This is a genomic window from Campylobacter sp. MIT 21-1684, from assembly GCF_026241315.1.
Classification (GTDB): domain Bacteria; phylum Campylobacterota; class Campylobacteria; order Campylobacterales; family Campylobacteraceae; genus Campylobacter_D.
This window is the reverse complement of sequence record NZ_JAPHNA010000009.1, coordinates 1-26235: the sequence shown is the minus strand read 5'-3', so window position 1 is coordinate 26235 and position 26235 is coordinate 1. Positions and strand designations below refer to the sequence as shown.

The window sequence follows — 26235 nt, the reverse complement described above, 5'->3', positions numbered from 1 at the left end:
AAATTTTTATAATATAATCTAAGATTAAGTTTTTAGAATCAGGAGGGAAATGTATGACCAAAGAAGAGATTAAAGATTTAGTAAATTTATTTGCCCAAGCTAATATCAGTAAAATTAAGATTAAAGAACAAGATGGTTTTGAAATTGAACTTGAAAGGGATATGTGTTGTGAGGTGCAAAATGTTCCCCCATTAAATCCTACGCCTCAACCTATTAATGTAAATGTAGTTAATGAAGCCCAGCACACTCCGAGTGCGAAATCTGATAAGCCTACTATTAGTAGTCCTATGGTTGGCACTTTCTATCAAGCCCCAAGTCCGGGTGCTGCTCCTTTTGTAAAAATAGGCTCTAAGGTAAAAAAAGGTGATACGATAGCTATTATAGAAGCCATGAAAATAATGAATGAAATAGAAGCCGAATTTGATTGCCAAATCGCTGAAATTTTAGTCGCTGATGGTCAGCCTGTTGAATTTGGTATGCCTTTATTTGCTGTGGAGAAGTTGTAAATGGAAATTAAGAGTATTTTAATAGCAAATCGTGGAGAAATAGCTTTAAGAGCTTTAAGGACCATTAAAGAAATGGGAAAAAAAGCTATATGCGTTTATTCTGAGGCAGATAGAAATGCCTTATATTTAAAGTATGCGGACGCGAGTATTTGCATAGGAAAAGCGAGAAGCTCTGAAAGCTATCTTAATATACCAGCTATTATTACGGCTGCTGAAATTGCTGAAGCAGATGCTATATTCCCCGGATATGGCTTTTTAAGCGAAAATCAAAACTTTGTTGAAATTTGTTCTAAACATAATATTAAATTTATAGGACCTTCAGTTGAGGTTATGGCTTTAATGTCTGATAAAAGCAAAGCAAAACAAGTGATGCAAAGAGCCGGAGTGCCTGTTATACCGGGAAGTGATGGTGCATTAAAAGGAGTTGAAGCTGCAAAAAAACTTGCCAAAGAAATAGGCTATCCTATCATTTTAAAAGCCGCTGCGGGTGGTGGTGGACGTGGTATGCGTGTAGTAGAAAAAGAAAAAGATTTAGAAAAAGCATACTGGTCAGCTGAAAGTGAAGCTATGACAGCTTTTGGTGATGGTACGATGTATATGGAAAAATATATTCAAAATCCACGTCACATTGAAGTACAAGTTCTAGGTGATAGTTTTGGCAATATCATTCATATAGGTGAAAGAGACTGTTCTATGCAAAGAAGACATCAAAAACTTATAGAAGAAAGCCCCGCTATTTTGCTTGATGAAGAAACGCGACAAAAATTGCACGAAACAGCTGTACGTGCAGCAAAAGCAATAGGTTACGAAGGGGCTGGTACTTTTGAATTTTTAGTGGATAAAAATTTGAATTTTTATTTTATAGAAATGAATACGCGACTCCAAGTTGAACACTGTGTCAGTGAAATGGTAAGTGGTATTGATATTATAGAGCAAATGATTAAAATTTGCGAAGGGTGTGCCTTGCCCAAACAAAAAAATATACGACTTGCGGGACATTCTATAGAATGTAGAATTACAGCTGAAGATTCAAAAACTTTCTTGCCAAATCCGGGAAAAATTACAAAATATATCCCACCGGCAGGACGAAATGTGCGTATGGAAAGTCATTGTTATCAAGAATATAGCGTACCGCCTTATTATGACTCTATGATAGGTAAACTTGTAGTATGGGCTGAAGATAGGAATAAGGCTATTGCAAAAATGAAGACAGCTTTGAATGAGCTTGTAATTCGTGGGATTAAAACAACAAGAAAATTCCACTTAGAGATGATGGATAATCCAGATTTTATTTCTAATGACTATGATACAAATTATCTAGCAAGACATTAGCTGTATATGAAATTGAATCAATTTCATATATTCTATTTGTTTATTGTAGATATTCTATTGTTACTTTCGCACGAAGTTTTTCAAAATAATCCTGTGTAAAATCTTGTCTTTGTTTAGTGATATAGGCATTTAAAACTTCATTTTTAATTTCTTCATAATCAGGTTCTTGTGGATCAGCTTTAGCCTTAACTTCATAGATTTCATACCCATTTCTTCCATTTAAAATAGGTGAAAATTCATTTAATGGAATTTGAGATAAAAAACTTAAAAGTCTTGAATCTGAATTTGCGGTATTTAATATTACATTGTGAGGTTTAATAGAAGCTTTTTTTGTCTCAAGAATGTTTTCTAAAAGTTCTGGTTGAGATGAGCTGTAAATATTAACATTGATTTGTGTCCAAACCTTAAACTGTTCTTTATGCTGTTTGTAAAATTTTTTTGCACCTGCCTCACTGAAATCTGTTTTATTAAAATTGGCGATTCTATCATAGAGTTTTCTTTTTTCTAAATCCTTTTTGAGATTGGCACGGAAATTAGCATAGTTTTGTCCTTTTTCATTCAGTACCTTTTTAAATTCTTCAAGGTTTAAATGGTTTTGTGCAAGAAATTTTTTAATTGCTTCATCAAGCTCAAGTTCATTGACGAAAATTCCAAGCTGCTTCATTTGCGAAAATTCTATTTTTTCATTAATGAGCAAGACTAAAGCTTTGGCTCTATCAATTTGTAAAGCCTTCATAGTTTGTTCTATGTCATAAGTAGTAATAGGTTCTTTATCTACAACAACGGCAATAGTATTTATAGTTGAAGAAGTTCTATTTTGATTTTTATTAGTACTTTGCTGTATTTGAGAATTCTTTGGTATTATTACAGTGTTTGTAGGAGTTTTTTGTTTTGTTTTTGTTATGGAATTCTTAATAAGAATAGTATTTTTTTGCGTATCTAATTCATATAAAGAAGAATTATTTTGAATGGCTTGCGCACTGAGAATACTACAATAAAAAAGAAAAGCTGTGGCTATTTTTTTCATATATAAAACCTTTATTTAAGTCTAAATATTATATTATAACCTTTTATATTTAAGAAAAGGTATGATTATGCAAGAAAGGCTTGTCATAACCCGTTTTGCACCTTCTCCTACTGGCTACTTGCATATAGGAGGTTTGCGAACAGCGCTTTATAATTACTTGTATGCAAAAAAAAGGAAAGGGAAATTTTTTTTACGTATTGAAGATACAGATTTAAAGAGAAATTCACAAGAGGCAACACAAGCGATATTAGAAGCTTTTCAATGGTGTGGCTTAAATTATGATGATGAACCACTCTATCAATCAAACCGTTTTGAACTCTATAAGCACTACATTACAAAACTTTTAAACGAAGGTAAAGCTTATTACTGTTATATGAGCAAACAAGAGCTTGATGAATTAAGAGCTGAGCAAGAAGCAGCCAAAGAACGTCCAAGATATGATGGCAGATACAGAGACTTTACAGGCATACCGCCATCTACAGAAGCAGTTGTTCGTATTAAAGCCCCTCAAAGCGGTCAAATTTGTTTTGAAGATGGTATTAAAGGTAAGGTACAATTTCAAGTTAATGATATTTTAGATGATTTTATCATAGCACGTAGTGATGGATCTGCTACTTATAATTTTACTGTTGTGATTGATGATGCTTTAATGGGTGTAACTGATGTCATACGTGGAGATGATCATTTGTCAAATACTCCAAAACAGATAGTGCTTTATGAAGCGCTAGGTTTTACAATTCCAAAATTTTATCATTTGGCTATGATACACGGTGAGGATGGAAAGAAACTTTCAAAAAGGCACGGAGCAACTGATGTTATGGAATATAAAGCTATGGGGATTGTTCCAGAAGCCTTGTTGAATTTTCTTGTACGTTTAGGTTGGAGTCACGGTAATGATGAAATTTTTTCACTCGATGAGCTTGAAAAAATTTTCGACCCCTCTCATATTAGCAAATCAGCTTCTGCATATAGCTTTAAAAAACTTCAATGGCTTAATATTCACTATATTAAGACTTTAAGTTTTGAACAGTTAAATAAACACGTTAAAACATTTGGTTTTGATTTTACATTAGTAAAGAATGGAGAATTCCTACTAAACATTCTTAGGGAGAGAGCAAAAACTATACCACAACTTATTAGTAGTGCAAAAGCTTTAATAGAAGAACCAAAAGAATATGATGAAAAAGCAGTGCAAAAATTTGGAACTCTTGATAATTTACAATATTTAGATACTTTTGCTAGAGAATTAAGTATGCAAAGTAATGCGAAAGAATTTGAAGAATTTACATATTCGTTTTTGCAAAAAAATGCTATTGAATTAAAAAATTTAGCTCAAGTTTTGCGAATAGCTCTTATTGGAGGTACTATAAGTCCTAGTATTTTTGAAGTGTTAGAATTTTTAGGCGTAGCCGAATGCAAAAAAAGAATAGAAAAATTTATATATAAGGAAAAGAAATGAATTTTGAAGAACAGGCTTTGCAATATCATTTTGGTGGTAAAATAGCTATACAACCGAGTAAAGTGATGGATTCAAGTTTTGATTTGTCTTTAGCTTACAGTCCGGGTGTTGCATATCCTTGTCTTGAGATAGCAAAAGATGAGGAACAGGCTTTTGTTTATACTAACAAAGCAAATTTGGTAGCCGTAATAAGCGATGGTTCTGCTGTCCTGAGTTTAGGCAATATAGGAGCACTAGCAGCAAAACCTGTAATGGAAGGCAAGGCGTGTTTATTCAAAAAATTTGCTAATGTCAATGCGTATGATATAGAAATCAATGCTCATTCAGTAGAAGAGATAGTCGCTTTTTGCAAGGCTATTGCACCAAGTGTTGGTGGGATTAATTTAGAAGATATTTCTGCGCCTAAGTGTTTTGAAATCGAAGCTGCATTACAGGATTTAGGAATTCCTGTAATGCACGATGACCAACACGGGACAGCTATCATCACAACAGCAGCATTACTTAATGCTATGGAATTAAATGGAAAAAAAATTCATAATATTAAGGTAGTTATTAGCGGTGCTGGTGCAGCAGGAATTGCAAGTGCAAAAATGTATAAAAGTTTAGGTGTTGAAAATATTATTATGGTTGATAGCAGGGGTGTTATTTCTCAAGATAGAAAAGATTTAAATCCTTATAAGCTTGAATTTGCAAATCTAGGTAAAGAAAAAACTTTAAAAGATGCTTTAAAAGGTGCAGATGTTTTTTTGGGATTAAGCGCACCTCAAATTTTAGATGATGAAATGGTAGTATCTATGGCAAAAAATCCTGTGATTTTTGCTTTGGCAAATCCTATCCCTGAAGTAATGCCCCAAGATGTTATGAGAGTACGACAGGACGCTATAATAGGAACTGGTAGGAGTGATTATGCTAATCAGATTAATAATATATTAGGTTTTCCTTTTATCTTTAGAGGAGCACTTGATGTAAGAGCTACAAGAATCACTGAAAATATGAAAATGGCTGCAGCTAGAGCTTTAGCTGATTTAGCAAAACTTCCGGTAAGTGAGACTGTGAAAAAAGCTTATAATTTAAATGATATACATTTTGGAAAAGAATATGTTTTACCAAAACCTTTTGATGAAAGGGTGAAGGCAGTAGTGAGTACTGCTGTGGCAAGTGCTGCATTTAAAGAAAAAGTGGCAAAAGTAGATGAATTCAATGAAAAAGCGTATTATGAAAGTTTGCTATAAAACTTTCAACAGCATTGTGGTATAAATTTATTCTTTAAAATATTTAGGATTTGATTCATTAAGGATAGAAGAAGTGATTTTTGGAAAAATCGACTATATTAATCTTTTGCCCTTGCATATTTATCTTAAAAAATATCCTCTTGCAAACGGCTATAAAGCAGCGATGGAATATAAAAAAAATGTTCCAAGTAAGCTTAATGAAGCTCTTTTTAAAAGAAGAATTGATGCGGGTTTTGTTTCAAGTATAGAGAGTGTTAGACCAAAATATGCAAACTTAGATTTAGGAATTTGTGCAAATAAAAAAGTACTAAGTGTTATAGTCCAAAATCATACTTTGGCAGAAAAAGATAAAAGTTCAGCTACCTCAAATGTTCTTGCTGCTTTGCTTGATATAAACGCTAAGGTGATTATAGGAGATCAAGCTTTAAAATTATATCTACAAAATCCTCAACTTTATACTGATCTTTGTGCTGTATGGTATAACAAAACACAACTGCCTTTTGTTTTTGCTCGTTTCTCCTGCATACGAAAAAAGGCAATGTTTAAAAAAATTTTATCTGCTTTCTTAAAAAAGAAGATAAAAATTCCACAATATATACTTGAAAAGTATTCTCTAACAAGAAGCATTGCGAAATCAGATATAAGGCATTATTTAAATGACATTATTTATTATAAAATAGGAATGAAAGAAAAAAGAGCTTTGAAAAAATTTATAAACCTTGCAAGACTGCTACATTTGAAACAAGTATGCAAGAATCAATCTTAATAAAATTTAAAACCTTTTTTCAAAATCAAAAAGGTTTTCTCATTTGATAATAGTCGGCGTTGCACTAAGTCCTAAAGAACGATATTTTTCATAAAGTTTAAATACAGCTTGCACTTCATCATCACTGATTGCTGGATAGTTCTTTATATCAGGATTATAGTATTTATTTAAAATAGCAATTTTTTCCTTATCGCTCTTTGCTTTTTTACTCTCTTTATATATTAAAGCTGATTTTTCAAAAGCCGACCGTCCGTGTACTGGAGTAAGAATGTAATTGACTTGATAGTTTTTAAGTTCTTCTGTAATATTAGCTAAATGTTGTCTGCAATAAGGACATTCTGGATCTGAAAATACATAAATAGCAGGTTTATTTTTATCGCCTAATGCTATAACCATACTTTCTTTTTGTGCTTCACTTTTAGCATTCTTAGTAAAATTCTGCCTTGCCTTTTGGAATTTTTCTCTTTCATATTCTTGTCGGTACGAAATTTTTGCTTTCAAATCTATAATTTCAGGTGTTATAATACTATCTTTCGTAAAAAGAATATCCTCTTGTTTTTGTCCTTCTGTTTCTATCTCAACGACAACACTTTCAAAACCTGTATCACCAACTTTTTGTCTCTTTCCTATCGAAATTTTTGCATTTGGAAATACTGATTTAATGCTTTGTGAGTAAAAATCACTGATTTCAGTATTGCTCGCAGCAAAGAGAGAAGTGATGAAAACAAAGAGAGTGCTTAATTTTTTCATTGTTTTTCCTTGTATTTTTGATTTCTTACTATTGTATATTCTTTTTCTAAATATATCTTAGAGTTTGCTTTGTAAAATTTCTTTATTTGTTTGTTTTGAATCGAATTTAATTACTAGATTTTTTGAATTCTTATAAATATCTATAACACCAACATTTTGACTAAATTCTGTTAAATGCACAGGAGTGTCTGGAGCAAGATAGAGGTTTTGAAATTCACTTGGATTTTTAAGAAAACAAAGCATACAAAGCCATAAAAAAGCTAAAAAAGCAAGAATAAAAGCTAAAACTTCAAGTTCATTAAAGTGTAAAAACACTCCTCCTATTATTCCACCTAAAAAACTTCCAAAATAGCCAAAAGCATTGAAAATTCCTAAAGCTTTGCCTTTTTCATTGACTTTACAGAATTTAGAAGCACAACTTTGCATTATTGGTTCGTGAAGATTAAAAGCTACGAAAAAAATAACAACAGCAATGATAAATAAACTTAAAGTATTGACTAAGGCAAAAAGGAGATATGAAAAGATAAAAAACACTACACCTAAAAGCAGAATTTGTTTAGCTAAACCTTTTTTTTCACCTAAAGCTCCGGCACAAGCCATAGCAATAAAACCTAATATCATTGAAACAGTATAAACCAACCAAAGTTTATCGTTTGAAAAACCTAAGTGCTTTACTAAAATAATTGGAATGCTTAAAAAAGCTATGTTCATCAACATTTTTTGCATACAATTTGTGAAATTCATTAGAGCTAAATTTTTTTCTTTTAGAAGTTTTAAAAACGGAGTTTTAGTATTTTGATGCGATATACAGGTTTCTTGAGGAACAAGAGTATAGAGCAAGAGTATGCAAAGTGCTGTCAAAGCTATACTAAGATCAAAAAGACTTGAAAGTCCAAAATGGGCACTCATCACAGGTGATATAACCATTGAAGCTGCAAAACTTAGTGCTATAAAAGAACCCATTATAGCCATAGCTTTAGAACGATTTTCTTCGTTGATGAAATCGCTTATCATAGCTGTTGCTACCGCTCCAATAGCACCAGAACCTTGCAAAGCACGTCCTAAAAGCATAGTGTAAATATCATCTGCAAAAGAACAGATAAGAGAACCTATGATAAAAATAATTAAGCCTAATAATAAAGTTTTTTTACGTCCTATTGTATCGCTTAAGGCTCCAAATGGTACTTGAAATATCATTTGCATTAAAGCATAAACTCCAAGAAGCAATCCAACAAGAAAATCATTTGCACCTTGCAATTCTAAGGCATATAAACTTAATACAGGTAAAACGATAAAAAGCCCAAAAAATCTTGTTCCAATGATAAAAGACAAGGATAAAACATTACGCATTGCTACAAGTCCTAAGCTAAAAAATTTTATGATATAAAAACAATTTTACTATGAAATGTATTAATAAATGATTATATTTTTAATGTGTTTTTTATAAGAGAATGTTACAATAGCTTTAAATATATAAAGTTGAGGCATCAACTCTTAGTGGAGAATCCATAAGACCTACGCCGGATTTGTTGATACTAGAAGCCCTCATTTATCGCGAGAGTATGTTATAATGGTATTTTTCAAACTTGTCGTTTTAAAGTTATTAAATTATGGATAAAAAATTTGTGCTTACACATTTTTTAAAAGGCAAAATTGCAAAGAAGCATCTAGTTAAAATAAGCCCTTGTTTTAACTTGCTTTCAGATAGAGTGTATAGAAAAATTCTTAAAACAAAATTATATAATCCTTTTCTTGGTTTTTTATTTGGTATTATTCCTTTTGTGATTTTACCGGGTCTTTCTTTAGACAGGATTTATAGGGGTGATTTTTTTAGCGGGATTATAAAAATAGGACTTTGGCTGTTTATTATCGTACTTTCAGCCTTTCAATATAATATTGTGATAATGTATTATACTTTAGGTGATTATCTTTTTATCATTTTAGTTTTTTGGTGTATTTTTGATCTCTTTGACACACGGAGCATTATTTTTTCTAAAAATTACAAAACAATTTTACAAATTATTTGCAAAGGTGGAAAGTAGAGTTTATGAATACTCTTGCAATTCTTCTTGCTACAAGTAACGCTCATAAAATTGCCGAATTAAAGCAGCTTTTAACGGATTTTAAAGTTCTTGCTTATACTGAATTGATGGAACCTTTTGAAATTGAAGAAAATGGCGCAAGTTTTAAAGAAAATGCTTTACTTAAAGCAAAGGCTGTTTTTAATGCTTTAAAACAAAAGGATAAATATATAGTTTTAAGTGATGATAGTGGTCTTTGCGTTGATGCTTTAGGTGGAGCACCGGGCATTTATTCGGCACGATTTTCATCTTTTAGCGATGATAAAAGCAATAGAGTAAAACTTATAAATGAGCTTAGAAGACTTGGTTTGAATGAGAGTACGGCTCATTACGTAGCTTGTATTGCTCTTGTTTCGAATTTTGGTACTTTTACCACACACGGCACTTTATATGGCAAGGTTTTCTGTGAAGAAAAAGGAGATCAGGGTTTTGGCTATGATTCACTTTTTATTCCAAAGGGTTATCAACTTACTTTGGCACAGCTTGAACAGAAAGAAAAGAATTTACTTTCTCATCGTTACAAGGCTTTAGAATTGACTCAAATTATCCTAAGAGTTTTGTTAAGGAGTTAAATATGAAAAATTTTCTAAAATACATAGCAATTTTGATTCTTATTTATGCTATTTATATAGGGCTTAGTCAATGGACTTCTTAGTTTTATAGAAGCTAAAGAGCAAAGAAGGAAGTAAAAACAAACTTCCAATCAAAAGCGAAATCATAACAAAAACAGTAAGAATTCCAAAATAGATTGTTGGAATAAAATCGCTGCTCATCATCACACTAAAACCTAATACTATACTAAAAGTGGTGTAATAGAGCGCTGAACCTATACCAAGGTGTGAAGCAAGGAGTGCGTCTTCTGTATTTTTTGTTTTTCTTTCTTCTTTAAACCTATAAATATAATGTACCGCATCATCAACTCCTATACCAAGAGTAATGGCTGCTATTGTGATACTCATTATATCAAGAGCTATATTGCAAAGTCCCATCAAAGCAAAAACAACACTCAAAGGAACGACATTTACTACAAGAGCTATAAGCGAAAGTTTCAGGGAGCGGAAAATTCCACAAAATAGAATGAAAATCACTCCAACAACAAAAATGAGTGTATTAAATTGTGAGGAAAAAAGGCTTTGGAGCATATTATTATAAAGAAGCATTACACCTGTAAGCTCAAATTGTACCCCCTCGTTGCGTAATAATTCTTCAAGTTCTTTGTGAAGATTTTTTAAAAATTCATCTCTATGTAAATTTGGATCAGAATCTTGAATGCGCATTACAAAACGTAATTCATTATTTTCTATGCTTACATAAGGCGAAAGCAATTCTTCTTTAAAGTTACTTGGCAAATTTTCATTTAAAAAAGCTAAGGAAAAATCATCTAAATCTTTTCCATTGTTAATATTTTTACCTAAAAGCAACAGACTATTAAGGCTTAAGACAGAGCCTATGAATTGTTTCTTTTCTAAAAATTCATGTACTTTTCGTGCAAGTCGTGTTTTTTTAGAATCAAACCAATAAGTTTGCTGTGAAGCTAAATTTTCGAATTCATTTTCAAAACTATTCAAATCATCTTCTTTTTTTGTTTCTTTTGTAGGAAAATGAAGAATCAAATCTAATGATAAGGTGCCACCTAAATTTTTGTCAAGAACTAGCAAACCTTTTTTTACTTCGCTTCCATCTTTGAAGTAATTCACAAAAGAATTTTCTACTCTTAGTTTGCTAATGCCAAATAAAGATACAATGAGTGCTACAAGAGCTACAATGTAAATAAAACGACGTTTAGGAGTTTGAAGACAGGTTTGTACACACCATTGAAGAAAACTTAAGTCAAATTTTTTTTGCTTGTATTGTTGAGGTTTTAAAAGCACAAGAGAGCTTGCTAGAAAAAGATAGCTTAATACTAAAGAAAAAATAAGAGCTATACTCATCATAATACCAAGTTTAATAATTGGTTCAATATGAGAAAGTATTAGTGAGCAAAAACCCACCATTGTAGTTACAATAGCATAAAAACTTGGTTTTGATTTTGCAAGTAAAGTCTGAAGTAGTATGCGTTGAACTTTTGAATAGCGATGTTTTTGTGAACTTTCTATAAAATGTGTAATAAGATGAATCACTACGCTTAAAGTAATGATAAGCATTAAAGCGACGTAATTTGATGAAACAATAGTAATCTCAAATCCCAAAAGAGCAAAAGTCCCACTTACTGCAGTCAGAGAAAGAAAGCAAATCAAAAGAGGTAAAAATACAAAACGCCAAGTCCTAAAGAAATAATAAAGTGCAAAAGCTAGTAAAAAGATGAGAGAAAAGCCATACAACACAAGGTCTGATTTTATCGAGCTTATCATATCATCAGCAACCATACTTACCCCACCAAGATACAACTTATCTCCGTCTTTTTCAAAGTTTTTTAGAATGTTTTTTATAGTTTGTAAGCTTTCTTTTGTGATGAGTTGCTGTTGCACTTTGTGAGTTTTGATTGCGAGGCGGTAGTAGTCTTTTTGATTTTCATTCATTGCCTCATCTCTTTTTTTGAGGAGTTCTGTGTATTTTTCATCAGGCATAAGATAGATGAGAAGTCCCGCGATTGTACCATCTTTTGAGATGATATTATTTTTATAAAATGGACTTGTAAGAATTTCTTTTTGGGCTTTGCTTTGATTAATGTCTTGATTCATCAATGTTGGGATATTGCGTAAAAGTTCTTTAACATCATTAGTACTGCCACTTTGCAAAAGAGGAGCATTAATAATACTAAATACTCGCATAACTTGAGGGACGCTTTGAAGTTCTTTGTGGAGTTTCTCAAGTTTCTTAAGTTTCTCAAGTGAAAACAATTTTCCTTGAGGTTTGAAAGCAAGAAGTAAAAAATTATCATTTTTGTAATGTTCAGAAAGCTCTCGAAATCTTTTCAAATCTTTGTCATTCTCTAAAAGCAGACTTTCAGCACTTGCATCAATAGTTAAATTTGGAGCAAAAAAGCTTAAAGACAGGGTGCAAAAAAGAGTAAGTAAAAGAGTGCTTTTTGGATATGAGATACAAAACCGTAAAAGTTTTGAAAGCATTTTCTAAACTTTCAAACTTTGCAACAAAGTACTAAAATTTGAATTCTCTAAAATATCATTAAATTGTGATCGGTATGTTTGTATGATACTTACACCTAAAACATCTACATCATAAATAAGCCAATTATCCTGATTGTTATAGAATTTAAAAACAATCATTTTTTTCTCTCCATCAATCACCATAGAAGTATAAAGAAAATATCTTTTTTCATTTTTTCTTTCTCCATTTTCAACTTTTAAAACTTGATCTTTATACAGACTTAATTTATCGGTAAAACTTTTCTTTAAATTGGCTTCAAAGGCTTTGTTAAATTCTTCTTTTTCTTGTTTATTTAGCGTATCATAATGTTTTGAAAGACTCAATTTTGCCATTAAAATGTAATCAAAATTTTCATCAAAAAGTTCAAAAATTTTACTAGCAACTGCTTTTTTATCTGTGTTTGTTTGTAAAAGTTTCAAACTTGTATTGATATTTTTTTGCATTATGCCTTGAATTTCATCAAGTTTAAACCCAAAAGCATTAAGAGTTAAGCTTAAAAATAGAAGTATTCTTTTCATTCTTTTTCCTTATTTACTAAGTTCTTTTCGTCTTTGTTCATACGCGTCTCGTAAAAACGGATAGAGCTTTGGGGTATTATGGTAGAGCTCATCGATTTGATCAAGTTGAAAGCTCATTTCATTTGCAAAGCCATATGTTGTTATGCTTGCACTCAACCAAGCAGGGTTAAGATAAGCAATGGGCGTACTATACCAAAGGACAGGCAAACTTAGAGTATCTCTAAGATTACTAGGACCCAAAAAAGGTAAAACAATATGAAAGCCTCCGCCAACTCCCCAATGGGCTAAAACAGTTCCTAAATCAGCAGGATATTTTTGCAAACCCATTGCACTTGCACTATCTATAAGTCCTCCAAAACCCATAATTGTATTTACACCAAAACGTTTCAATTCTTCTCCAGCTCTTGCAAATTTAAACTGCAAAGCATTTGATACGAAACGTAAAGGTGAAAGGAGATTGTCGAAGAAATTTTTTACAGCCAGTCGTATGGCACGGGGCATTATAAAATTGTAACCTTTTAAAAAAGGATTAAAAACAAAGTCATACATTGTTACATTAAAATTCGTCATTATCTTATTGTAACCAGAAAGTGGATCAAAAACTTCGTTGTAGTTTTCGTATTCTCTTTCAAAATCATCAAAGTTGCCATTAGCAAAAGTAAAAGTGAAAAAAAAGAATAAAAGACAAATTTGTAGAATGTTTTTCATCGTTTTCCTTATTGAAACTAAAAAAGCTACTACATTATAACTTAAAAATTGTAAATTATATTTCCCAAGGAAATCGTATCCATTCTTGTGCTTCCTTTATCTTAAAATCAGGTATCAATAGTGCTGTTTTTTTGTAAAAGAGAGTGGCAGTTTTAATGTGTAAATGAGGAAATTTTCCTTTCAGTACTTTTATTATCGCATCTAGACTTTCTCCGCTATCAACTATATCATCAATTAAAAGAATGTTTTTATATTTACCTAATTCAGGGATATTAAAAATTTCAATACTATTAAGCTTTTGAGTGTCCTCATAATGAATTGAGTTGATGCTAAATAAAAGCCGTGTATTTAAAGCCAGAGCAAGACAATGTCCAAGACTCATTCCACCTCTTGCGACGGCTACAAGCACATCCGGCTTGAAATCTTTTTGAATGCAGTGTACAAGCTTGACTACATCTTTTTGAAATTCCTCATAACCATAATAATACATTTATCTCCTTTATCTAAGCATTAAAAATTCCAAGTAAAAAAACAGCTAAAGAAATAAGAGCTATACTAACAATTCCAAAATTAATTTCTTTCCATTCTTGTTTAAAGATCCGCACAAGCAAATATGCAATAAAACCAAAAGCAAAACCAGAAGTTATAGAATAAGTAAGAGGCATCATAATGATAGTAAAAAAAGACCCTACAGCCACAGCATTGTCATCAAAATTAATATTTTTCACTTCTAAAAACATCAACACGCCGACAACCACAAGCACAGGATTGATGGCATTTGCTGGTAGTGCTTTAAAAAGTGGAAGAAAGAAAAGCATTAAAGCAAAACAAAAAGCTACTACTAAAGCACTAAGACCTGTCCTTCCTCCGCTTTCTACTCCTGCAGTACTTTCGACAAAAGCCGTTACCGTAGAAGTACCTAAAAATGCACCGAGTGTCGATCCAGCCGCATCAGCTATAAGCGTTTTGCCAAGTTTTTTCTCTCCTTGAGCATTTTCAAAAATCTTTCCGCGAGCCCCAACACCTGTAATTGTGCCTATGCTATCAAAAAGTTGTGTGATAAAAAATGTCAAAATAATAGGAATCATTGCAATGTTTAAAGTGCTTTTTATATCAAGCTTAAAAGCTATCTCTAAAAGAAAATTGAAATTTGGTACTGAAAAGATTTCATTTGGAAAACTTGCTTGATTAATGCTAAAAATCCAAGCCACAAAAGAACTTAATAGAACTCCAAATATAAAAGCGGCCTTAAGTTTTATAGCCCAAAAAAAGAGGAGTAAAATAAGAGTAAAAAGACCAAAAAGTACATTAGGATTTTTCATATCTCCTATTCCTACTAGCACTTCGTTATTTTTCACTATCACGCCCATTTGCTGCAAGCCTATAAAAGCTATGAAACATCCTATACCCGCACAAATAGCCAAACGCAAGTCTTTAGGGATATTGCGTATAATAAAAATACGAAATTGCGTAAAAGAAAGTATTAAGAAGAAAAGACCTGAAAGAAAAACTGCTCCTAAAGCACTCTGCCAAGGGATATTTTGCGCCATACAAACAAAAAAGGTAAAATAGGCATTCATTCCCATTCCAACACTCATAGCCACAGGAGTATTTGCAAAAAGCCCGTTAAAGGCACTTGCAAGAATCGTAATACAAGCTGTGGCAATGATAAGTGCTTCTAAGGGCATACCTGAATTACTCATAATATGGGAATTAACAGGTACTATATACACCATTGTTAAAAAAGTGCTTACTCCTGCTATGATTTCAGTTTTAATAGTTGTACCATTTTCTTTAAGTTGAAAAAATTTTTGCATTAATAGACCTTGAGTTCGTTATACAAACTGTCACGTTCAATTGGAATTAAATTTGAAGTTTTTATCATATCTACAAAGCTTTTTAAGCTTGTACCTTTTGCACTTTTTGCCCCACCAGCACTTTGTATGCTTTCTTTTTCTATAGTACCATCAAGATCATTTGCGCCAAATTCTTGCGCAACCATAGCTAAATTTAAACTCATAGTTGCCCAATATGCCTTAATATTTTTGATATTATCAAGCACTAAACGGGCGATAGCTATCGTTTTTAAAATTTCTTCACTGTCTGTAATTTTTTCAGTCTTTAAAAAACTATTATCAGGTTGCCATACCAATGGAATAAAAGCATTAAAACCAGCAGTCTCATCTTGTAAGGAACGTAACCGCAACATATGATTTGTTCGGTGTTTTCTTTCTTCTATATGTCCAAATAACATAGTAGCATTACTTTGCCTGCCTTTATTATGCCAAAGCTTGTGAATATAGAGCCAATTATCACTGCTTACTTTGCCGTGGCAAATTTTTTTTCGAATTTCTTCATCAAAAATTTCAGCCCCACCGCCGGGCATACTATCTACTCCGTATTCAAGCATTTTATCAATAATTTCTTCATAACTTAAAGCAAAACGGCGATGTAAAAAGTCTATTTCGGCTGCTGTTAAGGCTTTTATATGTAGCTGTGGATATTTTTTTTTAATCATCTTAAAAATACCAAGATACCACTGCCAAGAGCTGTCTTTGTTATGGGCAGAGACTATATGTACTTCTTTAGTTCCACGTGCCACGGTTTCATCAACTATTTTAAGAATTTCCTCGTGTGTCATTGTGTAAGGATTAGGATTTTTACGGTGGGCTGAAAAGGCACAAAATTTGCAAGTATCTGCACAGATATTTGTTGGGTTGATATGTCTATTAATATTAAAATAAACTTTTTTTCCGTGTAAATTTTCACGTTTTCTTTGAGCGTATTTTGCAAGAGTAAAAAGATCCATTTCCCAAAGGGCATTTGCTTCTTTTTCGTCTAATCTTTCTCCATTTTCAAGCTTTTGAGTAAGGGTATCCATAACTTCACCTTTTTTAAAAAATTTCGAAAAAACATTATAATTTTTGCTTTCTGAAAAAGAGTTTATAATCAAAATATAAAGATAATTTTGTTAGCATTTTTAAAATTGTTTTAAACAAAGGTATAACTTGATAGGCAAAGAAAGAGAGTCTTTAAAAACTAAATTAAACTGCTATAAAAGTGAATGCCACAAATTTTTTTTACGACAAGGTGCTTTTAGCTTGCACCATTCCCAACATACCGATGTTTTTCTTAAAAATGCATATGAGCTTGTTTTAAAATATTGTTTTGAAGATTTTTTACCTTCAAGTGAAAAAATCCCTTTTTGTCTCCTTGCAAGTAAGGCTTATGCGCAAGATAGTCTTTGTATAAATGAAGATGCTTCTTTACTTTTTGTCTATAAAGATATTAAAGCTTTTCATCTCAAACCTATGATCAAAACTTTTATTGAACTTTTAAATGATATTTCCTTGCCTATAGATTGTGTAATTTTAGAGCTCGATGGAGTGCAAAATACAAAAAGGATATTTCAAAATTCTTTCATTCAGACACGTTTTATTTGCGGTTCCAAACCTTTATACAAAAGTATTAAAGAAAAATTTCAAATTATACTTCAGGAGAAGAAAAATGAATTTGCCACTCTTTTACTTGAGAATTTTACAAGCACACATTTACCTTTTTTAAAGCAGGAATTTAATATTAAGAGAGATTTTGGTTGTTTGAATCACTTAAGAGCTTTAGAGGCTTTGCTTAGTCTTTTTAAAGAAGGTACAAAAAACTATGCTCTTTCTTTTGTAGATGAAAAAGCCTTAAGTGAATTGAGACTTGCGGGAGATTTCTTGCTCTCTTTACAATGTGCTTTAAATTTACAAAGTCAAAAAGATGAAAATATGTTCTTACTCTCTCTTGTTGATGAATTAAGCACGCTTATGTATAAAAAAGATAAAAAGAATGTAAAGGCAAAAGATGTTTTAATTCAAAAAGCTTTGCAAAGCAGACATACTATAGGTTTTTGGACTCACTTTCTTGCTATGAAAATACAAGAGGTACTTTTTCAAAAAACACAAGAAAAAAAATACACTTTTACCACTCTTTGTGAAGCTTTAGAATTTCTACTTCACTATGAAGATAAGAATTGTGATTTTGAAATAGAACTCGTTTTTGCCTTAAGAACTCTCTCTTTAAGTAAAAAGGAGAGTGAAAAAGCTTTTGCTTTATTTATACAAATTTTTTATCGTAAAAACAGCTTTTGCTTGCTTAAGCTTTTGCTTGACAGCAAGCTTTTAAAAGATCTGTGCAAACCTTTTTGGACTGTACGTTTTTTGAGTGATGAAGAGAGTGATTATAGTTTTGATGAACAAGCCTTCTTAACCTTGAAAGAACTTGAAAAACAGCAAGAACAAAGCACCATTTTTCAAGCCCTTACTTCTGAAGAAAAAATGATAACAAAATTGAGTACCTTATTAAGTGCTATCACAAATGAAAATGAAATATCAATGGCAAGTATATATCGTTCTTATTGTGCGAAATTTGATTTGAATAATGAGTGTGTCGAATTTGGATTAAGACTCTTTAAAAATTTTAATGCTTTAAAAGAACTGATAGAAAAAGAGGATATTTTTAATCCTCTCATTATTTCTGCTTTGCTTTCTAAAGTTGAAAATTCCAAAACCTTAGAGCTTCTCTCTTTTCTTACAGAATGCAAAGCCAAAGCTTTGTGCTTGAATGATTTTTTTCACAGGAGCTTAAAAAAACTTTTACAAAATGCAAAAGAAGGTTTTGAAGACTCTAATTTGCTTGATGAGACAGCTAGAAGGGTGAAAAAAGAACTAACTTTAAAAAGGACAAAAAGCTTTTTAGAGCTTGATGCTCTTTCTCAAGATAAAATCGTTCATATACAGTCAAATCTTTTTATTATTAAAAATAGTTTTGAGGATATTATTTCTATTTCTCAAAAAGCTTTGAAAAGTGATTTTAAATTCTGGTTTGAGAACAAGCAAACTCTTAAACTCCAAATCATAGCTAAGAAAGGTTTTAGTCCTCAAGTTGTTTTAGTTTCCTTGTCAAGTCTCAATTTAATTTCTATGAATTTTTTTGAATTGTTTGATGAGAAAATTTATCTCGAATTTGAGTACAATAATGTCATTACTGATACTCAAACAGAAAAACTTTGCACACTACTTAATTCAAATTTCCACAACATTCTTCCAAAAAAAATACAAAAACCTTATATTAAAAAAGATGAGTTAAAATTTAACAAAGAGTATTCAAAAATTTATGCTAAACTCGGTTTAAACACTAAGGACCAGCAAGGTTTAATGGCGTTTGTTATGAGTGTTTTTGAAAAGCTTGGTTTGAATTTATGTACAGCAAAAATTCAAACTATACGAAACAGAACGCGTAATATTTTCATTTTTGAGAAAAATGAAAATATGCAGAATCTTGAAAAGAAATTGTTAGATGCTTTGATAAGTGAGTAAAAATGTGTGGAATTGTTGGCTATATAGGAAAAAATGAAAAAAAACAGATCATACTCAATGGTTTAAAAGAACTTGAGTATAGAGGTTATGATAGTGCTGGTATGGCTGTAATGAAAGAAGGAGAAATCGACTTTTTTAAAGCCGTTGGAAAGCTTGAAAATTTAGCACAAAAATGCCATAACTTTACAAGTGAAGGATATGGTTTTGCGATAGGACATACAAGATGGGCAACACACGGAAAACCTACCGAAATCAACGCCCATCCACATTTTGGTGAATATTCCTATGTAATCCATAATGGTATTATAGAAAACTATAAAGAACTGAAAATAAAGCTTGAACAAGAAGGAGTTGTTTTTTTAACTCAAACTGATACTGAAATCATAGTAAAACTCTTTGAATATTATACGAAAAATGAAAATCCTTTTAAAGCCTTTCAAAAAACTATAAGCGAACTCAACGGTGCATTTGCAATTTTACTTCTTAGTAAAAAAGATCCAAAGAAACTTTTTTTTGCTAAGAATGCTGCTCCTTTGATAATAGGAAGAAATTTCTACAAGGAAATTTTTTTCGCTTCATCTGATATGCCTCTTATAGGACTTTGTGATGAGGTAGTATATCTTGAAGATTTAAGTTGTGGTTATGCTAGTGAAGATGAGCTTTGTGTTTATCATAATGAAAAGGTACAAAAAGTACATTTTACTAAGCTTAATGGAGACAAAGCATATGCAAAGAAAGATGGATTTCGTTTTTTTATGGAAAAAGAGATTTATGAGCAAAGTCGTGTAATGAGTGAAGTTTTAATGGGTCGTATCAATGGAGATAACGTTGTTTTTGATGAGTTTGAAAATGAAAAACTTGAACAAATTAAAGAAGTTACTCTCTGTGCCTGTGGTACAAGCTATCACGCTGCAATGGTAGGAATGTATTTGTTTGAGAGAATAGCTAAAATTAGAGCTAAGGTTGAAGTTGCTAGTGAATTTCGCTACCGCAATGCTCTTGTTGAAAAAGATTCCTTTTTCATCGCTATCTCTCAAAGTGGTGAAACGGCTGATACTTTAGAGGCTTTGAAAACAGCTAAAGAAAAAGGTGCTAAAACACTTGCAATATGCAATGTAGATAATTCAAGCATAGTACGTTTATCAGATTTGAGTGTGCTTACTCGTGCAGGGATAGAAAAAGGAGTGGCTTCAACAAAAGCTTTTGCGACACAGGTTTTAACACTGTGGATGCTTGTCCTTTTTATAGCTCAAAAAAAACAAATTGATGTTAGTCAAGATATCAAAGCCTTGCTTCATATACCAAATTGTGTGCTTGTAAAACAACCAATGCACGAAAAAATTTATCGTTTAAGCAAAAGATATTTAGACGGACACGGCTTTTTTTATATAGGCAGAGATGTATTTTATCCTTTAGCCTTAGAAGGAGCCTTAAAACTTAAAGAGCTTTCTTATTTACACGCTGAAGGCTATCCTGCAGGTGAGATGAAACACGGACCTATAGCCTTAGCCGATTCAAAACTCTACACCATAGCTTTAATGCCAAAAAATGCTTTTTATGAGAAAACAAAATCAAACGTTGAAGAGCTTATAGCAAGAGATTCTACTGTATTGAGTATTTCGCCTTTGGAATTTGATTTGAGTGATGATGTTCTACAAACAAGCCAACAAAGCCATTATATGTGTGAATTCTTCGAAATGATGCTTCTGACTCAACTCTTAGCTATGGAAATTGCTTTGCGTTTGGGCAATGATGTAGATATGCCACGAAATTTAGCTAAAAGCGTAACAGTAGAATAAAAAAGCGTTTTTGATTGAAAAATTGAAAATTTTAAGCTTCAATTTTGTACACTACAAACTTTAATTAAATCCATATTTTAGAGAAATTGAATGTTTAAAATAGTAAGAAAAATAGTTTTTTTACCCTGTTTGAGTTCAATGCTTTTTGCATTGAATGACTTAGAACTTCACAATACTGACAAAGCTCATCGCTTAGGCATAACAGGGCAAAATATCATCATAGGAATCAATGATGATGCCTTTAATGAAAACCATCAAAATTTACAAGGCAAAGTGTTGCAGAGTATTTATCCAAAAAATACAGCAGGACAACAACAAAATCCAAATATAACAACTAATACACACGGAAGTCACGTTGCTGGTATAGCATTAGGGAAGAAATTAGGTAATGATTTCAAAACTCAACCTTACGGTGTAGCGTATAATGCAAAATTTTATGGAGCTGGAATCTTCCCTGCTGCAGGCTATCAAAATTATACAGCACCAACCTTGTATAATTTTTTTCAAGGTGCAGACATTAAAATCATTAACAATAGTTGGGGAAATAATATTTACCCTGTAGTAGAACTTTCGGCAAATACCGGTACTTTAATTCATAATACAAGCTTTTCCAATCCAACAACTTTGATTAACGGACTTAGAAACGCTTCAGTAACAGGTGAATTGATGAGACTTACTCGAGAAAAACAGGTTTTAAATATTTTTGCAGCAGGGAATGAGGGAATCATTTCGCCAAATGTTCCTGCTGTTTTACCTTATTATGATGAAGAATTAAGAGCTTGGCTTACTGTTGGAGCTTTAGATTCAGCCTATATTACACGAGCTAATGATGGTACTTTAAATATTAATCCGCAAGGCATAGCTCTATTTGGTAATAGTTTAAAAGGGGCTTCAAATTTTTCTTTGGTTGCTGCTGGAATATCAGTTAATAATGTTAATTCTGCTACCAACAGTGGCTATACGATTAAAAGCGGAACTTCAATGGCAACTCCTGTTGTTAGCGGTGCAGCGGCTTTAGTTTCAGAAAGATTCCCATTTTTAAATGGCAAGCAGATAGCTGATGTTTTGCTTAGCACAGCAAATAAAAACTACCAAGTTCCAAAAATGACTCTTAAAAGAGTCCAACACGGCAATAATGTAGAAAAATATTTGGTTTTGTATATAGATACTCAAGTACCTACAAGCACAGCACAAATACAAAAAGATGTTGAAGATTATTATGCAAATGCAGCTAATAAAACAGCTCTTGTCAATCAAGTAATGGCAAATCTTGAAACCTTGCAAGGCGCAACAAATGGTGCTTTAAGTATTACAAGAGAAGAACTCTTTGGACAAGGTATTTTAGATACTTACAAAGCCTTAGGTGGAATAGCTATTTTAGATGCTAACCGCTTAAAAGATAGTGATGTACAAACTTATAAGACAGAGAATCAAGCTGTGTATTACACCCTTAACACTGACAATTTCGATGCTGAATTTAGCAATGATATAGCTCAAAGAAAATGGGAAGATTCAAAACACTTAAATACAGCACTCAATAAACCTAATAATTTAGCGAATTTAAATGTAGGCTTTACAAAGGAAGGAAGAGGGATTTTAACTTTAAGCGGAGCAAATAGTTATGAAGGTGCAACTATAATCAAAGAAGGAGAAATAAAACTCGACAAAAAAAATGGCAAAGGAAGTTTGGCAAGCAATGTGTATGTAGAAAATGCTGGAAAATTAAGTGGAAATGGAGTTATTCAAAAAGATTTATACAATGAAGGAACGGTAAGAGCTGGAAATAATGATTTAAAAGATTTAACTATACAGGGTAAATACACACAAACACAACAGGCTTTTTTACAGCTTGAATTCGGTAATCAAGCCAACTCAAAACTTATTGCAAATAATTATGATATTTTAGGTGGAAAATTACAATATATCCCTTTAAAGCAGTTTTATACAACAAGAAAACTCTATAAAATGGAGCTTGGCACTTTGGGTGCTCATTTAGATAAATTTAATGGGGTTGAATTTGCTCAAACGAGTAGTTTGAGTTTTCCATTTACTCTTGAAGATGATAAACTTAGCATTAATAAACCAAATTCTACAAGTCAAATTGTTATTATACCTACTTTAAAAGACCAAGCCTATGAAGTACCAAATTCAACTATGGGCGATGCTTTACGACAGATACGTTCTTTAAATATTTTTTCGAATAATCAAGCAACAAATAAAGAATATGAAGACTTTTTTGCTAATTTAGATGCAAGTAGTCCTTCAGAAACAAATATTATTTTAAAAAGTCTTGAAGGAAATGCTTATCTTGATACTACTTCAACTCTCTTCAATGCACAAAGTAAAGCAGTACAAAGCAATATGCTTCTTAGTCTTAATCCTTTTAACCAACAAGCTTATAATGCTTTTGCGCAAGAACCTACATTGTTAGCGTCTGGAATGAGTGATTTAATGCTAGATTATGGTATAAAAGAAGAAAAAAGCATTTTTTGGCATTTAGCTCCAAATTTAAAACGTTATACAGGAAATCAATACACAGGCTATGCTTATGGTTTTGATTTAGGTTTTGCAACGCAGCCATTTGAACAAACAAATTTTGCTACAAGCGTAAATCTTACAAATTCTTCTTTGGATTTTGATGGACTAAATCTTAGGAGTAATAATGTCAATTTTAGTTTTAATTCTTTGTATGACTTTGAATTTTTTAAAGTGTTAGCAGGATTAAACACAGGTTTTTCTTTTAACAGAATGCAAAGAGAATTACTAGGAAATGGTAATAGAAATGCTAAGTATTATAGCCTTTTAAATTCATTACAACTAGGGCTTGCGAAAGATTTTCTTTTACATTCTTTTACTTTTACTCCTTTAAGCTATTTTTCTTACAATCACCTGTATCAAAATTCTTTTAAAGAAAAAGGCGGAATTTTCGCAAAGCAATATAATAGATTTCATCATAATTTTACTTCGCTTACAGGCGGTTTTACTCTTACTTACGATACAGAAGGAGCTAATTTTTATAGCAGACTTTCGAGTTTTTTGCTCTATGAACACCGCTTAAGTGGTAAAAATTTTGACAATGAAGTACGCTTTAGAGATTTTTCTAATCAAGGTTTTACTCAAAGAAGCTCTCTTGATAAAAATTTGATAAATCTTGGATTAAGTGCTGAATTGATACAAACAAATTCTGTATTTTTTAAACTTGCTTTTGTTAATGAGTTTTCAAAAAGACAGTATAACATTAATGTTTTAGGTTCTTTTGGAAAAGGTTTTTAGCACAAGCTTTTTAAAAAGACCTCGTCGTTTTATGCTACAATACTTACTTAATTTTTAAAAAAGGATAGAGTTATGGAATACAGAATCGAACACGATACTATGGGTGAGATTAAAGTACCAAATGAAAAATATTGGGGGGCGCAAACTGAAAGAAGTTTTGAGAATTTCAAAATTGGTATTGAAAAAATGCCAAAGGTTTTAATTTATGCTTTTGCAAATCTTAAAAAGTCTCTAGCCCTTGTCAATAATAAACTTGAAAAACTCAATGATGCAAAAAAGAATGCTATTGTCCAAGCTTGCGATGAAATCATTTCTGGAAAATTTGATGATAATTTTCCACTCGTCATTTGGCAGACAGGTTCAGGAACACAAAGCAATATGAATATGAACGAAGTCATTGCCAATCGTGCTACTGAAATTTTAGGCGGGGATTTTAGAAAAGAAAAACTTGTACATCCAAATGATGATGTAAATATGTCTCAAAGCTCTAATGACACTTTTCCAACGGCTATGAGTATTGTAGCAGTAGAACAAGTTGAAAAAAAACTCATTCCTTCTATCGATGAGCTTATAGATACTTTCAAAAAAAAAGTTAAAGCTTTTGAAAGTATTATCAAAATAGGACGAACACACCTACAAGATGCAACTCCTCTTACTTTAGCACAAGAATTCAGCGGGTATCTTTCTATGCTTGAGCACTCCCGTGAGCAAATCATTGCTTCTTTACCGACTTTAAGAGAATTAGCCATAGGTGGAACAGCTGTAGGTACAGGACTTAATGCCCATCCACAATTAAGTGAAAAAGTGAGTGAAGAACTGACAAAATTACTAGGAACACAATTTATTTCAAGTCCAAATAAATTTCACGCCCTTACAAGTCACGACGCTATCACTTTTACTCACGGTGCAATGAAAGGTTTAGCAGCCAATTTAATGAAGATTGCTAATGATATAAGATGGCTTTCTTCTGGTCCTCGTTGCGGGCTTGGTGAGCTTAGTATTCCTGAAAATGAACCCGGAAGTTCTATAATGCCGGGTAAAGTTAATCCAACTCAATGTGAAGCTATCACTATGGTTGCAGTACAAGTGATGGGAAATGATGCTGCTATCGGTTTTGCTGCAAGTCAAGGAAATTTTGAACTGAATGTCTTTAAGCCTGTTATTATTTATAATTTCTTGCAAAGCCTTGATTTGCTTGCTGATGCTATGCATTCATTTAATATTCATTGTGCAGTTGGTATAGAAGCAAATAAAGAGAGAATAGAATACAATCTTCACAATTCTTTAATGCTTGTAACAGCTTTAAACCCTCATATAGGCTATGAAAACGCAGCAAAAGTTGCTAAAAATGCTCATAAAAAAGGTATATCGCTAAAAGAAAGTGCTATGGAGTTAGGACTTGTAAGTGAAGAAGATTTTACTCGTTTTGTTGATCCTAGTAAAATGATAGGACCAAAAGCTTAATTTTTGAAATCAGGGTATTTTGCCTGATTTCCTTCGCCTTCATCAGCTGTACTCCAGATTGCATTTTTATAACATTTGTAGCTACTTAATAATCTTGAAGGCTAGTCGGTACCATCGCTGTTATGATTTGTCTTGCATTTATAATAAGTTTTTTGCCTTTTTTGTTATTAGTACTTCACTAGCTATAACGTATATTTTAATTATCATGACCTCTTTGATAATCAAAACTTGCTATACCTAATTTAAACCTCCGCCAACTGCTTGATGAGCAGCTTCGTGTGCGTACCTCTTGAAGTTCTCTTAAATTTTGAATGGAAACAAGTTCTCCTCCATTAAACTCATTGATAAGTATAAAAAAATACTTAACACTAAGTTTTGTTGTATTAGAAAAATGAAAGTCCTAGTTAAAAGCAGATTTTTCAATAGTATTTCTAAAGATGATTTGAGATTATATTGTTATGAAATACAAGAATTTGATTTTTCATCTCTTTACACATTCCATAAGTCTATTGAATTCTAAACTAGCAGCTATAAAGAATGAATCTAATACAGGCATAGAAAAAACATCTGCTTTAACTTTTCCATTGCTTCATTTTCTAAAAAACACTTTTCTTAAATATATTCTTGTATTAAAGAATAGAAGTTTGTCTAAGACTAAAATACTTTAATACTTTAATGTTTTCTAAGACTTCAGTAACAATATTGATAAAGCAATAAATACAATATTAATACATTTTTATTAAGCACTCTAATTAAAACTAAAACTCTTTACTTGCTTTAAATCAAAGCTTTTGCTTTTAAAAACAATCAAACTCTTACAAGAAAAAGCTTCTAAAATAATTCATTAGAAAA

General features: G+C 31.8%; 20 protein-coding genes. 11 read left to right on the top strand and 9 right to left on the bottom strand.

Annotated elements, in window-relative coordinates:
* Window positions 1–53 precede the first annotated feature (53 nt).
* Complete coding sequence (gene accB, locus OQH62_RS04840; protein WP_266014584.1) at window positions 54–506, top strand: acetyl-CoA carboxylase biotin carboxyl carrier protein; 453 nt, start codon at window positions 54–56, stop codon at window positions 504–506.
* Window positions 507–1838: an acetyl-CoA carboxylase biotin carboxylase subunit gene (locus OQH62_RS04835; RefSeq protein WP_266014581.1), complete on the top strand. Its 1332-nt coding sequence runs from the start codon at window positions 507–509 to the stop codon at window positions 1836–1838.
* Window positions 1839–1878: 40 nt separating this feature from the next.
* Here the strand turns inward: OQH62_RS04835 and OQH62_RS04830 are convergent, their stop codons facing one another.
* A complete protein-coding gene (locus tag OQH62_RS04830) occupies window positions 1879–2865 on the bottom strand; it encodes a hypothetical protein (protein WP_266014578.1) in 987 nt (328 codons plus the stop codon).
* Between the two features lie 67 nt (window positions 2866–2932).
* Between OQH62_RS04830 and gltX the strand changes: the two genes are divergently transcribed.
* The 3 genes from gltX (at window position 2933) to OQH62_RS04815 (ending at window position 6322) form a co-directional block, all read left to right on the top strand.
* Window positions 2933–4324 (top strand): glutamate--tRNA ligase, encoded by a 1392-nt coding sequence (gene gltX / locus OQH62_RS04825; RefSeq protein WP_266014575.1) that lies wholly within the window; start codon window positions 2933–2935, stop codon window positions 4322–4324.
* On the top strand, window positions 4321–5556 hold the full coding sequence (locus OQH62_RS04820; RefSeq protein ID WP_266014572.1) for a malic enzyme-like NAD(P)-binding protein: 1236 nt from the start codon (window positions 4321–4323) through the stop codon (window positions 5554–5556). The genes gltX and OQH62_RS04820 overlap by 4 nt, the downstream gene beginning before the upstream one ends.
* Window positions 5557–5629: 73 nt before the next feature.
* Complete coding sequence (locus OQH62_RS04815) at window positions 5630–6322, top strand: MqnA/MqnD/SBP family protein (RefSeq protein ID WP_266014569.1); 693 nt, start codon at window positions 5630–5632, stop codon at window positions 6320–6322.
* Window positions 6323–6361: 39 nt separating this feature from the next.
* Here OQH62_RS04815 and OQH62_RS04810 read toward each other — a convergent pair whose 3' ends face one another.
* Both OQH62_RS04810 and OQH62_RS04805 read right to left on the bottom strand, forming a co-directional pair.
* The gene (locus tag OQH62_RS04810; RefSeq protein WP_266014566.1) at window positions 6362–7072 is read right to left on the bottom strand and encodes a thioredoxin fold domain-containing protein; all 711 of its coding nucleotides are present in this window, start codon (window positions 7070–7072) and stop codon (window positions 6362–6364) included.
* Between the two features lie 57 nt (window positions 7073–7129).
* Window positions 7130–8422 (bottom strand): MFS transporter, encoded by a 1293-nt coding sequence (locus OQH62_RS04805; RefSeq protein WP_266014563.1) that lies wholly within the window; start codon window positions 8420–8422, stop codon window positions 7130–7132.
* Window positions 8423–8682: 260 nt separating this feature from the next.
* Between OQH62_RS04805 and OQH62_RS04800 the strand changes: the two genes are divergently transcribed.
* On the top strand, window positions 8683–9114 hold the full coding sequence (locus OQH62_RS04800; protein ID WP_266014559.1) for a hypothetical protein: 432 nt from the start codon (window positions 8683–8685) through the stop codon (window positions 9112–9114).
* Window positions 9115–9119: 5 nt separating this feature from the next.
* A complete protein-coding gene (gene rdgB, locus OQH62_RS04795) occupies window positions 9120–9725 on the top strand; it encodes an RdgB/HAM1 family non-canonical purine NTP pyrophosphatase (protein WP_266014556.1) in 606 nt (201 codons plus the stop codon).
* A 63-nt stretch (window positions 9726–9788) separates the two neighbouring features.
* Here rdgB and OQH62_RS04790 read toward each other — a convergent pair whose 3' ends face one another.
* Genes OQH62_RS04790 through mqnE form a run of 6 tightly spaced genes read right to left on the bottom strand, consistent with a single transcriptional unit; the run spans window position 9789 to window position 16368 of the window.
* Window positions 9789–12221: an efflux RND transporter permease subunit gene (locus OQH62_RS04790; RefSeq protein WP_266014553.1), complete on the bottom strand. Its 2433-nt coding sequence runs from the start codon at window positions 12219–12221 to the stop codon at window positions 9789–9791.
* A gap of 3 nt (window positions 12222–12224) precedes the next feature.
* The gene (locus tag OQH62_RS04785; RefSeq protein ID WP_266014550.1) at window positions 12225–12779 is read right to left on the bottom strand and encodes an ABC transporter substrate-binding protein; all 555 of its coding nucleotides are present in this window, start codon (window positions 12777–12779) and stop codon (window positions 12225–12227) included.
* 9 nt (window positions 12780–12788) lie between these two features.
* Window positions 12789–13487 carry a VacJ family lipoprotein gene (locus OQH62_RS04780; RefSeq protein WP_266014547.1) on the bottom strand — a complete coding sequence of 233 codons (699 nt, stop codon included), beginning with the start codon at window positions 13485–13487 and terminating at the stop codon, window positions 12789–12791.
* Between the two features lie 55 nt (window positions 13488–13542).
* Window positions 13543–13977, bottom strand: a complete 435-nt coding sequence (locus OQH62_RS04775; RefSeq protein WP_266014544.1) for a phosphoribosyltransferase — start codon at window positions 13975–13977, stop codon at window positions 13543–13545.
* Window positions 13978–13990: 13 nt separating this feature from the next.
* Window positions 13991–15304, bottom strand: coding sequence for an NCS2 family permease (locus OQH62_RS04770; protein WP_266014541.1), 1314 nt, complete (start codon window positions 15302–15304; stop codon window positions 13991–13993).
* Window positions 15304–16368 (bottom strand): aminofutalosine synthase MqnE, encoded by a 1065-nt coding sequence (gene mqnE / locus OQH62_RS04765; RefSeq protein ID WP_266014539.1) that lies wholly within the window; start codon window positions 16366–16368, stop codon window positions 15304–15306. The genes OQH62_RS04770 and mqnE overlap by 1 nt, the downstream gene beginning before the upstream one ends.
* A 127-nt stretch (window positions 16369–16495) precedes the next feature.
* Here mqnE and OQH62_RS04760 point away from each other — a divergent pair, with 127 nt between their 5' ends.
* From OQH62_RS04760 to fumC, 4 genes are all read left to right on the top strand, one after another.
* Window positions 16496–18847 carry a nucleotidyltransferase gene (locus OQH62_RS04760; protein ID WP_266014536.1) on the top strand — a complete coding sequence of 784 codons (2352 nt, stop codon included), beginning with the start codon at window positions 16496–16498 and terminating at the stop codon, window positions 18845–18847.
* Between the two features lie 2 nt (window positions 18848–18849).
* Window positions 18850–20646, top strand: coding sequence for a glutamine--fructose-6-phosphate transaminase (isomerizing) (glmS, locus tag OQH62_RS04755; RefSeq protein WP_266014534.1), 1797 nt, complete (start codon window positions 18850–18852; stop codon window positions 20644–20646).
* 90 nt (window positions 20647–20736) lie between these two features.
* The gene (locus OQH62_RS04750; RefSeq protein ID WP_266014531.1) at window positions 20737–23919 is read left to right on the top strand and encodes a S8 family serine peptidase; all 3183 of its coding nucleotides are present in this window, start codon (window positions 20737–20739) and stop codon (window positions 23917–23919) included.
* Window positions 23920–23991: 72 nt separating this feature from the next.
* Window positions 23992–25383: a class II fumarate hydratase gene (gene fumC, locus OQH62_RS04745; RefSeq protein ID WP_266014528.1), complete on the top strand. Its 1392-nt coding sequence runs from the start codon at window positions 23992–23994 to the stop codon at window positions 25381–25383.
* Window positions 25384–26235: the final 852 nt, after the last annotated feature.

Coding starts and splice junctions, on each gene's coding strand:
- accB (WP_266014584.1), top strand. CDS start 54: ATGACCAAAGAAGAGATTAAAGATTTAGTAAATTTATTTGCCCAAGCT.
- OQH62_RS04835 (WP_266014581.1), top strand. CDS start 507: ATGGAAATTAAGAGTATTTTAATAGCAAATCGTGGAGAAATAGCTTTA.
- OQH62_RS04830 (WP_266014578.1), bottom strand. CDS start 2,865: ATGAAAAAAATAGCCACAGCTTTTCTTTTTTATTGTAGTATTCTCAGT.
- gltX (WP_266014575.1), top strand. CDS start 2,933: ATGCAAGAAAGGCTTGTCATAACCCGTTTTGCACCTTCTCCTACTGGC.
- OQH62_RS04820 (WP_266014572.1), top strand. CDS start 4,321: ATGAATTTTGAAGAACAGGCTTTGCAATATCATTTTGGTGGTAAAATA.
- OQH62_RS04810 (WP_266014566.1), bottom strand. CDS start 7,072: ATGAAAAAATTAAGCACTCTCTTTGTTTTCATCACTTCTCTCTTTGCT.
- OQH62_RS04805 (WP_266014563.1), bottom strand. CDS start 8,422: ATGCGTAATGTTTTATCCTTGTCTTTTATCATTGGAACAAGATTTTTT.
- OQH62_RS04800 (WP_266014559.1), top strand. CDS start 8,683: ATGGATAAAAAATTTGTGCTTACACATTTTTTAAAAGGCAAAATTGCA.
- rdgB (WP_266014556.1), top strand. CDS start 9,120: ATGAATACTCTTGCAATTCTTCTTGCTACAAGTAACGCTCATAAAATT.
- OQH62_RS04790 (WP_266014553.1), bottom strand. CDS start 12,221: ATGCTTTCAAAACTTTTACGGTTTTGTATCTCATATCCAAAAAGCACT.
- OQH62_RS04785 (WP_266014550.1), bottom strand. CDS start 12,779: ATGAAAAGAATACTTCTATTTTTAAGCTTAACTCTTAATGCTTTTGGG.
- OQH62_RS04780 (WP_266014547.1), bottom strand. CDS start 13,487: ATGAAAAACATTCTACAAATTTGTCTTTTATTCTTTTTTTTCACTTTT.
- OQH62_RS04775 (WP_266014544.1), bottom strand. CDS start 13,977: ATGTATTATTATGGTTATGAGGAATTTCAAAAAGATGTAGTCAAGCTT.
- OQH62_RS04770 (WP_266014541.1), bottom strand. CDS start 15,304: ATGCAAAAATTTTTTCAACTTAAAGAAAATGGTACAACTATTAAAACT.
- mqnE (WP_266014539.1), bottom strand. CDS start 16,368: ATGGATACCCTTACTCAAAAGCTTGAAAATGGAGAAAGATTAGACGAA.
- glmS (WP_266014534.1), top strand. CDS start 18,850: ATGTGTGGAATTGTTGGCTATATAGGAAAAAATGAAAAAAAACAGATC.
- OQH62_RS04750 (WP_266014531.1), top strand. CDS start 20,737: ATGTTTAAAATAGTAAGAAAAATAGTTTTTTTACCCTGTTTGAGTTCA.
- fumC (WP_266014528.1), top strand. CDS start 23,992: ATGGAATACAGAATCGAACACGATACTATGGGTGAGATTAAAGTACCA.